The sequence below is a fragment of the Massilia litorea genome, assembly GCF_015101885.1.
GTDB classification, from domain to species: domain Bacteria; phylum Pseudomonadota; class Gammaproteobacteria; order Burkholderiales; family Burkholderiaceae_D; genus Telluria; species Telluria litorea.
Genome location: NZ_CP062941.1, coordinates 2,615,969 through 2,629,636 on the forward strand (window position 1 = coordinate 2,615,969; position 13,668 = coordinate 2,629,636).

Here is a 13,668-nt window from a genome sequence, read left to right on the forward strand (position 1 = left end):
ACAAGCACAAGGTTAAATCGGGTGTTTGCGAACTATACACATCTTGCCAAAACATGAATGACCGAGTACTGTATATCCATCCAGTGCTTTTGCATTACCCCCAATCATGCCTTCTTCACAAACTCTTGCCGCGCCAGAAGAATTGCACCCTTCACTGTGGCGTGCCTCGCAGCTGGCGCATGCCCATACCCGCTGTGTCGACACCGGCCATCCGGCCTTGTCGAAGCAGTTGCCGGGCGGCGGCTGGCCGACCGGCACCCTGATCGATTTGCTGCTGCAACAGCCCGGCATCGGCGAAATGCGCCTGCTGCGCCCGGCGCTGGCGGCGGCCGCATCGCGCCGCATCGTGCTCCTGCAGCCACCCCATCCGCCGCAGGCGCTGGCGCTGGCCGCGCTCGGCGTGCCGCCGTCCCAGCTGATCTGGCTGCGCGCGACGCGCGGGGCCGATGCGCTGTGGGCGGCCGAGCAGGTGCTGCGCAGCGGCAGTTGCGGGGCGCTGCTGTTCTGGACCAACCACGCGCGCGGCGAAAGCCTGCGCCGCCTGCATCTGGCGGCCCAGTGCGGAGAAACCCTGTTCTTCATGATGCGCCCGCTGGCGAGCGCCCAGGATTCCTCGCCGGCGCCGCTGCGCCTGTCCTTGCGGCCCGCCGCGGGCGGGCTCGACATCGGTTTCATCAAACGCCGGGGACCGCAGCGCGATGCGCCGCTGTTCCTGCCCCTCACTCCTTCCTTGCTCCAACGCCATGCGACTGTGGATCGGCCTGTACCTGCCCCGGTTACCGCTCGAGGTTTTCAGCCCGAACTGGTCAACTGACGCCGGCTGCGTCGTGCTCGAGCAGGAGCGGGTGCTGGCAGCCTCGCCCCTGGCGCGCGCCGCCGGCGTCCAGATCGGCATGCGCCGCGGCGGCGTGCTGATGCTCATGCCCGAGGCGCGCATCGTCGAGCGTTCCCCCGAGCGCGAGGCCGAGGCCCTGCACGCGGTGGCGATGGCGCTCTTGCAGTACACGCCGCAGGTGACGCAGGCCGAGGAATCGACGCTGTTGATCGACATCGGCGCCAGCCTGCGCCTGTTCGGCGGCATCCGCGCCTTGTGCCGGCGTGTGCGCGCCAGCCTGCGCGCGCTCGGCTTTTCAAGCTACCTCAGCTGCGCGCCCAGCGCGCGCGGCAGCTGGATGCTGGCCCGCCAGCGCGCCGGCCGGGTCCTCACCATCGCTTCCCTCACGCGCCGCCTCGACCGCCTGCCGAGCACGCTGCCGCCGCCGGCCCGGCCCTTTGCCAGCTGGTTCGAAGGCATCGGCTGCTTCGACATCGGCGCCATGCGGCGCCTGCCGCGGCCCGGCCTGCAGCGCCGTTGCGGCCGCGCGCTGCTCGACGTCCTCGACGCCGCCTACGGCATGGCGCCCGAGCTGTTCGAATGGATCGAAGCGCCGACCGTCTTCCACGCGAAGATCGAACTGTTCGATCGCATCGAGAACGCCGAGGAGTGCCTGCAAGGCGCCGAGCGCCTGGTGCAGCAACTGACCGGCTGGCTGTGCGCGCACCAGCTGGCCGTGGAGCGCATCGTGCTGCTGCTCGACCACGAGCGGGGCCGGGTGGCGCGTCCGCCCACCGCGGTCGAGATCGCGCTGGGCGAACCGACCTGGCGCGACGAGCACCTGGTGCGCCTGCTGCGCGAGCGCCTGGCGAAAACCGTATTGGAGGCCCCCGTCATCGGCCTCGCGCTCGATGCCGCCCAACTGCAGCCGATGGCGCCGCCGAGCGAGTCGCTGTTTCCCGAGCCCGGCGGCAGCGAGGAAGACCGGGTGCGCATGCTCGAATTGCTGGTGGCGCGCCTCGGGCCCGACAACGTTTTACAGGCGCTGCCCCAGGCCGACTACCGGCCGGAAATCGCCAACACCTGGGTGCCGGTGCAGCAGAAGGTGCGCGAATCGGTCCGTTCCGCGCAGATGCCGGCGGACGTGCAAAGCCTGCCGCGCCCGACCTGGATTTTAGCCAAGCCGATTGCGCTGCTGATGCGCAATCACCGGCCCTTCTATGGTTCGCCCTTGAAAATGGCGTCGGCGCCGGAACGGATCGAAGCGGGCTGGTGGAGCGAATCGCAGACGCGCGATTATTTCATTGCGGAGGGGCAGGACCATACGCTGTACTGGGTGTACCGGGAGCGCATCGTGGGGGCGGGCGAGGATGCGGATCCGAGGTGGTATCTGCATGGCTTGTTCGGGTGAGGGGAGCCTGGTCTGACAGGCTGGGCAGCAGTGAATCGGCGCAGAACCAGCGATGCACCAGTTCCACCTGCGCCGCAGCTTCCCGGCGCGGCTCAGCATGCGCCACCTCAGGATTGCGCCAGCTGGCTGAGCACGGCGGCCGATACCGGTAGCGCAAGCTACGCCTCGCTCATATAATGTGACGACTCCGATATCGTCCAATGAGCCATCCACGCCGTAACCGTCTCCTCAGCGCGATCGTCGCGCTTGTGAGCCTGCTGTTCATGCAGCTGGCTGTGGCCGCCTACGCCTGTCCGGACCTGATGCCGGCTCCGGGCGCGCCGATGCTGGACAGCGCCGGCCAGCCGATGGTGGACTGCCCGGAGATGGACCGGCAGAGTCCCACCCTGTGTCACGCGCACACGAACAAGCTGACGCCATCGCTCGATAAACCGGACGCACCTTCGGTGATGCCTTTCGTCGCCGCCGGGTTCGCGCTGCTGCTCATGTGGCCCGAGGAAAAGGTGGCGATGTCCAGTCCTCCCCGCGTTTTCCTGCATGCCTCCGGCACATCGCCGCCGATAGCGATACGCCACTGCTGTTTCCGCCTATAGTTTCCAGTTGCCTGGTCATCGTTTCCGCCGTGTTTGCGCACGGCGGTGCCGTTCTTCGCACTCTGGAGCTTTCACATGGATCTTCATGACCTCGCTGGGCAGCGCTTCTCGCGCCGCCTCGGCGTGATTCGCACGGCGCTTGCCTTCGCATTGCTGTCCGGCTTTTTCTCAGCCCAGGCACAAGCCGCCGTCGCGGGCTTGACCCTTGCACAGGCGCAGCAGCGTGCCCTTGACCGTTCGCGCTCGCTGCCCGCACGCGACGCGTCCATCGCGGCGACCCGCGAGCTGGCGGTCGCCGCCGGCCGCCTTTCCGACCCAGTGCTGCGCGCCGGGATCGATAATCTACCGATCAGCGGCGCCGAGCGCTACAACATCGGTACGGATTTCATGACCATGCGCCGGATCGGCGTGATGCAGGAACTGACCTCGTCCGACAAGCGACGGCTGCGCGCCTCCCAGCTCCACGGGACGGCGGACAAGGCATCGGCGGAAAAGGAAGCGGAGATTGCCCGCATCGAAAAGGACACGGCGCTGGCATGGCTTGACCTGTATTTCGCACGACAGGCGGCCGACCTCGTGGGGCAACAGGTCGCCCAGGCACAACTGGACCTCCAGGCGGCCCAGGCGGCATATCGCTCGGGCAAGGGTGGCCAGGGCGAATTGTTCGCCGCGCGCGGGCGCGTCGTTGCTGCGCAGGACAAGGTGAGCGAGTTCGATACGCGCGTCCGGGCAGCCCGGAGCATGTTGTCGCGGTGGGCCGGTCCCGATGCCGACGCCGCAACGGCGGACATGCCGAATCTCGACCAGCTCCGGCTCGATCCGGATGCCGTCGACAGCCAGCTTGCGCACCACCCGGAAATCGCGGCGCTCGACCGCGAAGCCGGCATCGCCCGTACCGAGGCACAGCTCGCGGAGGCAAACCGGCATCCCGATTGGTCGGTCGAAGTCGCGCTGCAACAGCGCGGACAGGGATATTCGAACATGGTATCCGTTGGCGTATCGGTACCGCTGCAGTGGGACAGGAAGAACCGCCAGGACCGCGAACTCGCAGCCAGGCTGTTGCGCGTCGACCAGGTAGGGGCCGAGCGTGAGGAGCGCCTGCGCGGCCATGCCGCGGAAATACGGGTCATGCTGGACGAGTGGCGCAGCGGCCGCGAACGCATCGCTCGCTACAGGCGCGAGCTCCTGCCCCTTGTCGCCGACCAGAGCGCGGCAGTGCTCGCCGCCTACCGCGGCGGCAAGGCCAGCCTGTCCGACGTGCTGGCGGCACGCCGCAACGAACTCGACGTCCGGCTCCAGGCCTTGCAGCTCGAAGCCGAGACGGCAAGGCGCTGGGCGCAGTTGAATTTCCTTTATCCGTCAAGCCGCAGCATGCCGGCAATGCCTAACCAGCCGGAGGCAAGGCCATGAACCGCCGCACCATTATGTCGATTGTTGGCGGCCTGGTTGCGCTTGCTGTGACCGGTGTAGGGGCATATCGTCTCGGTACCCAGGCAGGCGCCCATGGGCCGGCTGCGACAAGCGCGGGCCAAAGTGCGTCGTCCGCCGGGATGGACCAGCCGGGACGCAAGGTCCTGTACTGGCACGATCCGATGGTGCCCGGCCAGAAGTTCGACAAGCCCGGCAAATCGCCCTTCATGGACATGGACCTGGTCCCTGTCTATGCCGATCAAAACGGGCCTGCGGGCGGCGTCGAGATTGCCCCTGGTGTCCAGCAGAACCTCGGCATCCGCGTCGTCGAAGTCCGCAAGGGTTCCCTGACGAATTCGCTCAGCGTCGTGGGAAATGTCGCGTTCAACGAGCGCGATCTCGTCGTCCTGCAAGCCCGCAGCAGCGGCTACGTGGAAAAGCTCCTGGTGCGCGCGCCGCTCGAGCCGGTTCGCAAGGGGCAGGCGCTGCTCCAGCTGTTCGTGCCGGACTGGGTCGCCGCACAGGAGGAATACCTGGCCATCAAGCGCATGCCGGCCGGTCCGGATACCGCGGGACTGCTCGACGCGGCGCTGCAGCGCATGCGCTTGGCGGGCATGACCGACGCGCAGGTGCGGCAGGTGAGCGTGCAATCGCAGACCAGCCCGCGCATCACGGTGACCGCGCCGGTCGCCGGCGTCGTCACCGAACTGGCTGCCCGCGAAGGGATGGCGGTCACCATGGGAACGCCCTTAATCCGGATCAATGGACTGGAAACGGTCTGGGTCAATGCCGAGGTGCCCGAGAGCGCGGCGGCGCAGGTCCGGCCCGGAATGGCGGTACGGGCCACGAGCCCGGCCTTCCCCGGAACGGAGTTCAGCGGCAAGGTGGAGGCGGTGCTGCCCGAAGTGGCCGCATCCACGCGCACGCTGAAGGCACGGATAGCGCTTGCCAACCCCGGCGGAAAACTGGTGCCGGGCATGTTCGCGACGATACGCATGACGCCCGCGCAAAGCCGTGAAACCCTGCTGGTTCCGTCGGAAGCGGTGATCCAGACGGGCGCCCGAACCGTCGTCATCGTCGCGGCCGGCGAAGGACGATTCTCTGCGGTGGAGATCGTCGCGGGGGCGGAGGCCGACGGGCAGACCGAAGTCATCGAAGGGCTCGGTGCAGGCCAGAAGGTCGTGGCGTCTGGCCAGTTCCTGATCGATTCCGAGGCGAGCCTGCGCGGCAGCTTGCAACGCCTCGGCGCAGCAGCCGCGAAGGGATCGGCGCCTGCCGGCCCGACGAAAGCCGCGACCCACCGGGCGACCGGGAAAATCGAACAGATCGCCGGCGATATGGTGACGATCTCCCATGGCCCGGTTCCCAGCCTGAAGTGGGGGGCGATGACGATGGGTTTCGCGCCGCCCGCAAGCGGCATGCCGAAGGACCTCAAGATCGGCGACACGGTGCAGTTCGAGTTCCAGGCCGCGGACGATGGCGTGTTCAAGCTCGTCTCGATGTCGCGCATTGCAGGCACGGGAGGCGGTCAATGATCGCGCGTCTGATCCGCTGGTCGATCGCGAACCGCTTCCTCGTGTTGCTGGCGACACTGGGCCTGGTGGCATGGGGCGTCTGGTCGGCGCAGCGCACGCCGGTCGACGCGCTGCCCGACCTGTCGGACGTGCAGGTGATCATCCGTACGACCTATCCGGGCCAGGCCCCGCAGCTCGTCGAGAACCAGGTCACCTATCCGCTGACCACCACCATGCTGTCGGTGCCGGGCGCGCGCAGTGTCCGCGGCTATTCGTTTTTCGGCGACTCCTTCGTCTACGTGCTGTTCGAAGACGGCACCGATCCCTACTGGGCGCGCTCCCGGGTGCTGGAATACCTGAACCAGATCGGTTCGCGGCTGCCGGCACAGGCCAGGCCGGTGCTCGGACCGGATGCCACCGGCATCGGATGGGTCTACGAATATGCGCTGGTCGACCGCAGCGGCAGGCACGACCTGTCGCAGCTGCGCGCGCTGCAGGACTGGTTCCTGAAATACGAATTGAAGACGGTACCGAACGTCTCCGAAGTCGCGAGCATCGGCGGCATGGTGCGCCAGTACCAGATCCAGCTCGACCCCGACAAGCTGCGCGCCTATGGCGTCACGCACGCCCGGGTCATCGACGCGGTGCAGAAGGCGAACCAGGAATCGGGCGGCTCCGTCCTGGAACTGGGGGAGGCCGAATACATGGTGCGTACTTCCGGCTACCTGGCAACGCTCGACGACTTCCGCCGCATCCCGCTGAAGACAAGCGCCGGAGGGGTCGCCGTGACGCTGGGCGACGTGGCGCGGGTGCAAGTCGGCCCCGAAATGCGGCGCGGGATCGCGGAGCTGAACGGCGAGGGCGAGGTTGCGGGCGGCGTCATCGTCATGCGGTCGGGGAAGAACGCGCTCGCGACGATCGACGCGGTCAAGGCCAAGCTTGCCCAGCTCAAGGCCAGCCTGCCGGCGGGCGTGGAAGTCGTGCCGACCTACGACCGCTCGCACCTGATCCGGCGCGCGGTGACGAACCTCGAGCACAAGCTGGCCGAGGAGTTCGTCGTCGTCGCGGTGGTGTGCGCACTCTTCCTGTTCCACCTGAGCTCGGCACTGGTCGCCATCGTTTCGCTCCCGCTGGGCATCCTTGCGGCCTACACCATCATGTACTATCAGGGCGTGAATGCGAACATCATGTCGCTCGGCGGTATCGCGATCGCAATCGGCGCAATGGTGGACGCCGCCGTGGTCATGATCGAGAACGCGCACAAGCACCTGGAAGCCTGGAGCCACCGGCATCCCGGCAAGAAGCTCGAAGGCGATGCACACTGGCAGGTGATCGGGGAGGCCGCGGCGGAAGTCGGTCCGGCGCTGTTCTTTTCGCTGCTGATCATCGTCCTGTCCTTTATCCCGGTGTTCGCGCTGGAAGCGCAGGAAGGCCGGCTGTTCGCGCCGCTGGCCTTCACCAAGACCTATGCGATGGCGGCGGCCGCAGGCCTGGCGGTGACGCTGATTCCAGTGCTGATGGGTTATCTCATCCGCGGAAAAATTCCCCGCGAAGACGCGAACCCGCTCAACAGGCTGCTGATCCGCGCCTACCGGCCGCTGCTCGACGCCGTGCTGCGCCGCCCGAAGGGCACCTTGCTCGTCGCGGCGCTGGTCGCCCTTGCAACCGTCTTCCCGGTCAGCCGCCTGGGCGACGAATTCATGCCGCCGCTGGACGAGGGAGACCTGCTGTACATGCCGTCGGCGCTGCCGGGCATCGGCGCCGGCAAGGCGGCCGAGCTGCTGCAGCAGACCGATCGCCTGATCAAGACCGTTCCCGAGGTCGAGACGGTGTTCGGGAAGGCGGGCCGGGCGGAGACCGCCCTTGACCCCGCCCCACTCGAGATGTTCGAAACCACGATCCAGTTCAAGCCGCGCGAGCAGTGGCGCGCCGGGATGACGCCCGACAAGCTTGTGGAGGAGCTCGACCGGATCGTCAAGGTGCCCGGCCTGTCGAATGTCTGGGTGCCGCCCATCCGCAACCGCATCGACATGCTGGCCACGGGCGTGAAAAGCCCGGTCGGCATCAAGGTGGCCGGAGCCAGCCTGCAGGAGATCGACCGCGCCACGGGAGCGATCGAGACCGCCGTGCGCAAGGTGCCGGGCGTCTCGTCGGCGCTGGCGGAGCGGCTGAACGGCGGGCGCTACATCGATGTCCAGATCGATCGTGCCGCCGCCGCGCGCTTCGGCCTGAACGTCGCCGATGTGCAGGGCGTGATCTCCGCTGCGGTCGGCGGCGACAATATCGGTGAGACGGTGGAAGGCCTGCAGCGTTTCCCGATCAATCTGCGCTACCCGCGCGAAGTACGCGACTCCCTGGAGAAGCTGCGCGCGCTGCCGGTGCTGACCGAAAGCGGCGCCCAGATCCGGCTGGGCGATGTCGCCGCGATTCGCATCGACGACGGACCGCCCATGCTCAAGAGCGAGAACGCGCGCCTGTCGGGTTGGGTGTACGTGGACGTCCGGGGACGCGACCTGCGCTCGGCGGTGGAGGAGATGCAGCAGGTTGTCGCGAAGGAGGTGCGGCTGCCTGCCGGGTATTCCGTCTCCTGGTCGGGACAGTTCGAGTACCTCGAGCGCGCTACGGCGAAGCTGAAAGTCGTCGTGCCGGTGACGCTTGCGATCATCTTCGTACTGCTGTACCTGACATTCGGCCGCTTCGACGAGGCTGCACTGATCATGGCGACCCTGCCGTTCGCCCTGGCAGGCGGCGCCTGGCTGTTGTGGGCCCTCGGTCACAATTTATCGGTGGCGAGCGACGTGGGATTCATTGCGCTCGCCGGTGTGTCGGCCGAGTTCGGGGTCATCATGCTGCTCTACCTGAAGCATGCCTGGGAGGCGCGGGTGGCGGTCGGCACGACAAGCGAGTCCGACCTGATCGACGCAATCCGCGAGGGCGCCGTCATGCGCGTTCGGCCGAAGGCGATGACGGTCGCCGTCATCATCGCCGGCCTGGTCCCGATCATGGTCGGCGCCGGCACCGGTTCCGAAGTCATGCAGCGCATTGCCGCCCCGATGGTGGGGGGCATGATCACCGCACCCCTGCTCTCGATGTTCGTCGTGCCGGCCGTTTATTTTCTGTTGCGCCGCCGCCAGGTTCGCGCGGCCCAGCCTGTGGCAACGGTTCCCACCGAAGCGGGAATCGCGTCGTGACCGATTGTCCATGTACTTTTTACACTGATCAACTCAAGGAGAAATGATGAAAACGACCGCAACCCTCTGCCTGGTACTCGCCCTGACGGGCCCGTCCATTGCCTTCGCACATGCCGACGGCATGCAGATGGACATGAAGGGAATGGCAAACCCGAAGGAAAAAAACCAGCCCGGTATCCATCAGACGACTGCCGTCGTCAAAGCCGTCGATGCCGGCAAGGGCAAGGTCACGCTGGCCCACGGTGCGATCGCGAGCCTGAACTGGCCGCCGATGACGATGGCATTCTCCGTCAAGGACAAGCGCCTGCTCGACAAGCTCGTCGTCGGGAGCACTGTCAATGTGGAGCTGGTGAAGGAAGGTTCCGGCTTCACGGTCAAAGCCGTCAAATAGCCTTCCGCGAAACGCTGAGCGGTCATCAAATTCCGCACACAGCGTGGCGCTTCTTGCAGCGCGCTGCGATCCGGTGCAGAGTAGCGCCTTTCATCGCAACAGAAAGAACGCATGTCGACAGAACGCGTTGAGTTTCAGGGGCCGCACGGCAAAATTTCGGCCAAGCTCGACATGCCGGACGGTGCCCCGCGCGCCTACGGCGTGTTCGCCCACTGCTTCACCTGCAGCAAGGACGTGCTGGCGGCGAACCGCATCTCGCAGGGCCTGGCCGAGCGCGGCGTGGCCATGCTGCGCTTCGATTTCGCCGGCCTGGGCGCCAGTCATGGCGATTTCGCGGACACGAATTTTTCGTCGAACGTGGAAGACCTGGTGGCCGCCGCCGGCTTCCTGCGCGAGAAGTTCGCCGCGCCGCGCCTGCTGGTCGGCCACAGCATGGGCGGTACCGCCGTGCTGGCCGCGGCCCATCTAATTCCCGAGTCGAAGGCGGTGGTGACGATCGCCTCGCCGAGCGATCCGCATTATGTGGTGAACGCCTTGTTGTCCGAGCACCTCGACACGCTTGCCGAGTTGGGAGAAGCGCGCGTAAAACTGGCGGGACGCGATTTCAATATCCGCCAGCAGTTTGTGGAGGATGCGACTTCTCATCAGTTGGCCGACAGGATCGCCCAGTTGAATCGTGCGCTGCTGGTAATGCATGCGCCGAACGACGATACGGTGGACGTCGCCAACGCGCTGCGCATTTTCGAACTGGCGAATTATCCGAAGAGCTTTATTTCGCTCGACGGGATCGATCACCTGGTGACGGGGAGGGAGGATGCGGCGCAGGTGGCCGCGATGATCGCGGCGTGGAGCGGGCGGTATATCGATGCGCCGTAGGGTGGGCGGCTACACCTGTGTGCTCAACATTTCCACGGTCGTCGTGCCGCCCACGCGTTCAGCCAGCTTTTGAAGCCTCGCGTCGGTTCACGCATGGATTGAACGCGTGGGCGGCGCAATAGCCGCAAGTACGCTTGCCGCATGGTAGAGCCGCCCACCCTACGCCGCGCAGCGTCAATTTATTCGTCGAACTCTTCCGCCAGGTTCTTCCACCCGCGGCTCTTGGCAAACGGCGCAAACTCTTCCGGCGCCTCGAGCACGAGCAGCTTGCGCTCCTGCAAGCCCGTATCGCTGAGGCCGAAGTCCGGTCCCTTGTAGCCGAGCGCACGCAGGCGCTCGATGATGGCCTTCACGAGGACGCTGTCCTGGTGCATGCCGGGATCGAGGGGTGCGCTGAAGTCGACGTACACGTCGATGATCCCGTAGCCCTCGTCGAAAATGCGGATCGCCTTGACGTCGTGGGAACGGCCGGTGCTGTCGACGGCCTTGAATGGGCCGGACAGTTCAATGTCGGTATCGGTAGTCATGGTGCGAGCATACCACCGACCCGAATTCGGCGACTTTACTTCAGCGCCTTGTAAATCGCCTCCAGCCGGTCCGGCGTGCCCGGGATGCGTTCCAGGCGCGGATAGCGCAGGCCGCCGTGATAATCCAGCGAGATCGTGCGCAGGTTGTTGCCCTTTTTGACCAGCAGTTCGATCGGCGCCTTGTTCTCCTTCGACGCCTTCACGGCCGCCTTCAGCACCTCCGGCTTGAACACCTTGTTGTTGACCGCGACGATGGTCGAGTTGCCGGCCAGGCCGGCACGGAAGCCGACACCGTCCCACTGCACGTTGCTCACGCCGCCGTCGGCGCGCACGGCGAAGCCCAGCGAGTAGCTGAAGTCGGTCGACTTGCTGCGTTCTTCGGCGCTCTTGATGGTATCGGTCGGGGTCTCGGTGTAGACCAGCTTCCAGCCGGCGCGCGCCAGGCCGTCGAGCGGGGCGCCGGGGCCGTGGCCGTCCAGGCGCGCACGCAGGAAGGGCGCCCAGTCGAATTTCTGCACCCGGGTCAAGGCCGCGACCACGTCCTCGAAGGTGTAGAAAACCGGCTGCACGCGGCCATTCTCGATGCCGTAGAAGGCACGTGCGAAATCGTCGAGCGAACGCTTGTCGCCGGACAGTTCGCGGATCTTCGTGTCGACGTCGAGCCAGATCAGCGCGCCTTCCGAATAATAGTCCTCGCCGCGCTGCCAGTTGCTCCAGCCGAGGGCACGGCGGGCGATGATGATCGGGTCGTTCACGGTGTCCTGCATCGCGCGCCAGGCGCGTCCCCGCACGTTGTCGTAGCGGGCGGCGGTGGCGGCCAGCGCGTCGCGTGCGCCGGTTTGCGAGAGCAGGCCCGAACGCGCGCCCAGCACCTCGCCCCAGTACTCGGTCTGGCCCTCATACACCCAGAGCAGCTCGTTCTGCAGCGGCGTGTTGAAGTTCGGGACGTCCTGGCCGGCAGGGCGGCGGAACTTGCCGTTCCACGAGTGGGTGTACTCGTGCGGCAGCAGGTCGCGGCCCGCTTCGCCACGCGCCCACTCGGTGAAATAGCCCGGCTTGACGCCGTTCTCGCTCGACTGGTGGTGCTCGCGGCCGATGCTGCCGAAGTCGTCCGACAGCGCCAGCAGGAAGTCGTAGTGGGCGTAGTGGTGCGAGCCGAAGAGTCTGGCGGCCTGCTGCACCATCGCGCGGTGGGCGGCGATCTGCTCGGGCTTCGCTTCCAGGCTCTCGGCGTTGTCGGCGACGACGTTCAGCGTGACGCGCACCCTGGCGTTCGGATCGAGGTCGATCTTTTTGAAATAACGGCCCGCGAACAGCGGCGAGTCGATCAGCGTTTCCAGGTCGTGCGCCTTGAACTGGACCTCGTCGCCCTTGCGTTCGGCCGTTTCCAGCGCGGTGCCGTACTGCCAGCCCGCGGGCAGCGTCAAGGACGGCTGCACCGTGATGCGGCGCGCCACGTAACCTGCCGGATACAGCGTCACCGACGGCCATTGCAGGCCGAGGATATCGTCGGTCATGACGATGCGGCCCTGGCCCGGATCGAGCGGAGAGAGGAACTGGTATTCGGCTTCCAGCGTCGTCACGCCTTCGGGCACCGTCAGGTGGAAAGCGAAGACCTCGACCGGGTCGCGCGTCCACTCCACCGGCTTGCCGCCGGCCGTGAATTTCAGGCCCGCGAGCTGCGTCAGCGGACCACTCGGGCCGTGGTTCGCCGGCAGCCATTGCGGATACAGGAAAGTCATCGGGCCCGGCTTGACCGGCACCGTCATGTGCATGCGGAAGATCTGCTGCGAGAGGTTGGTCGCATCGACCTTCAGCACGATGGTGCCGGGGTAGGGCTGGTCGACCGGGGCCGGCACGGCGGCCTGCGCCGGGAAGGTCAATGCGACAGCCAGGGCGAGGGCCGAGGCTGATTTTGCGGCGAACGAAACAGGTGCGTGAGCGGTCATTTGTAGGCGGTGTGGAGGACGAAACCGGACGAGTGTAGCACGCAGAAATTGCCACATTGCTTGCTAAATACTCTGAAACAATCCTTCAAATAAAATTTGAAAAGAGCGCCGAAAATCCGTATTTCGTATGCCTTGAAAAGTGCATGGGATGGCATTAGATTGGTTCCAACGGATGCTCACGATGAGGTCCGTCAACTTATCGCTTAACTTTTACGAGGATATTTATCATGCGTACTTTTGATCTCGCACCCCTGTACCGTTCCGCCATCGGCTTCGATCGCCTGGCCAGCCTGCTCGAGCAACGCGCCGAATCGCAGCCGAGCTATCCGCCCTACAACGTCGAGCTGCTCGCCGAAGACAAATACCGCATCGTGATGGCCCTTGCCGGCTTCTCGCGCGATGAAGTGGAAATCGTCTCCGAGCGCGACACCCTGCACGTGACCGGCCGCAAGCAGAAGGACGCCACCGAGCGCACCTACCTGCACCGCGGTATCGCCGCCCGCGATTTCGAACAGCGCTTCCAGCTGGCGAACCACGTGAAGGTCACCACCGCGTCCTTCGACAACGGCATGCTGACCATCGACCTGGTGCGCGAAGTGCCTGAAGCACTCAAGCCGCGCAAGATCCAGATCGGCGACGCGAACGGCACCGTCGACAATGTTCAGCAGATCGAACAGCGTCAGGCTGCTTAAGGGCAGGATGTAGCGTAGTACAGTAGTAGCGAAAAGGGTGCCTGCAGTTGGGGTGCCCTTTTTCACGTCCCGGTGCGGACAGTTTTGTCCGGGGCGCCGCGTTTCGATTGTTCGACGTCCGAACGCGCGGGCACAAGTGCCCACCCTAGGTTATGCAGCGGCCGGCAATGCGTTGTTGGCAGTCGCGTAACGTAGGGTGGGCTCTCCGAGCCCACGCGTTCACCCCTCGCGCAGACGCGCCGGCGAACAACATAAAGACCGCCGCTTCAGCCCCGCTTAAGGTTGAGCTTAAGCATGTTC

Annotated in this window: 11 protein-coding genes; 9 read left to right on the forward strand and 2 right to left on the reverse strand. The window is 65.9% G+C overall.

Features of this window, described 5'->3' with window-relative positions:
- Positions 1 to 106 precede the first annotated feature (106 nt).
- The 8 genes from imuA (at position 107) to LPB04_RS11715 (ending at position 10,200) form a co-directional block, all read left to right on the forward strand.
- The gene (gene imuA / locus LPB04_RS11680; RefSeq protein ID WP_193684759.1) at positions 107 to 814 is read left to right on the forward strand and encodes a translesion DNA synthesis-associated protein ImuA; all 708 of its coding nucleotides are present in this window, start codon (positions 107 to 109) and stop codon (positions 812 to 814) included.
- Positions 744 to 2,225, forward strand: a complete 1,482-nt coding sequence (locus LPB04_RS11685) for a Y-family DNA polymerase (protein ID WP_193684760.1) — start codon at positions 744 to 746, stop codon at positions 2,223 to 2,225. Before imuA ends, LPB04_RS11685 begins: the two co-directional genes overlap by 71 nt.
- 200 nt (positions 2,226 to 2,425) lie before the next feature.
- The gene (locus tag LPB04_RS11690) at positions 2,426 to 2,818 is read left to right on the forward strand and encodes a hypothetical protein (RefSeq protein ID WP_193684761.1); all 393 of its coding nucleotides are present in this window, start codon (positions 2,426 to 2,428) and stop codon (positions 2,816 to 2,818) included.
- 75 nt (positions 2,819 to 2,893) lie between these two features.
- A complete protein-coding gene (locus tag LPB04_RS11695; RefSeq protein WP_193684762.1) occupies positions 2,894 to 4,228 on the forward strand; it encodes a TolC family protein in 1,335 nt (444 codons plus the stop codon).
- Positions 4,225 to 5,763, forward strand: a complete 1,539-nt coding sequence (locus tag LPB04_RS11700; protein ID WP_193684763.1) for an efflux RND transporter periplasmic adaptor subunit — start codon at positions 4,225 to 4,227, stop codon at positions 5,761 to 5,763. The genes LPB04_RS11695 and LPB04_RS11700 overlap by 4 nt, the downstream gene beginning before the upstream one ends.
- Positions 5,760 to 8,933 (forward strand): efflux RND transporter permease subunit, encoded by a 3,174-nt coding sequence (locus LPB04_RS11705; RefSeq protein ID WP_193684764.1) that lies wholly within the window; start codon positions 5,760 to 5,762, stop codon positions 8,931 to 8,933. Before LPB04_RS11700 ends, LPB04_RS11705 begins: the two co-directional genes overlap by 4 nt.
- 43 nt (positions 8,934 to 8,976) lie before the next feature.
- On the forward strand, positions 8,977 to 9,324 hold the full coding sequence (locus tag LPB04_RS11710; RefSeq protein ID WP_227496379.1) for a copper-binding protein: 348 nt from the start codon (positions 8,977 to 8,979) through the stop codon (positions 9,322 to 9,324).
- A gap of 111 nt (positions 9,325 to 9,435) precedes the next feature.
- Entirely contained in the window at positions 9,436 to 10,200 is a 765-nt protein-coding gene (locus LPB04_RS11715) for an alpha/beta hydrolase family protein (RefSeq protein ID WP_193684765.1), read from the forward strand.
- A 179-nt stretch (positions 10,201 to 10,379) separates the two neighbouring features.
- Here the strand turns inward: LPB04_RS11715 and LPB04_RS11720 are convergent, their stop codons facing one another.
- Positions 10,380 to 10,727: a hypothetical protein gene (locus LPB04_RS11720; protein WP_193684766.1), complete on the reverse strand. Its 348-nt coding sequence runs from the start codon at positions 10,725 to 10,727 to the stop codon at positions 10,380 to 10,382.
- Between the two features lie 35 nt (positions 10,728 to 10,762).
- Positions 10,763 to 12,676: a M61 family metallopeptidase gene (locus LPB04_RS11725; RefSeq protein ID WP_193684767.1), complete on the reverse strand. Its 1,914-nt coding sequence runs from the start codon at positions 12,674 to 12,676 to the stop codon at positions 10,763 to 10,765.
- A gap of 227 nt (positions 12,677 to 12,903) precedes the next feature.
- Between LPB04_RS11725 and LPB04_RS11730 the strand changes: the two genes are divergently transcribed.
- Positions 12,904 to 13,368, forward strand: a complete 465-nt coding sequence (locus LPB04_RS11730) for an Hsp20 family protein (RefSeq protein WP_193684768.1) — start codon at positions 12,904 to 12,906, stop codon at positions 13,366 to 13,368.
- The last annotated feature ends 300 nt before the right edge of the window (positions 13,369 to 13,668 follow it).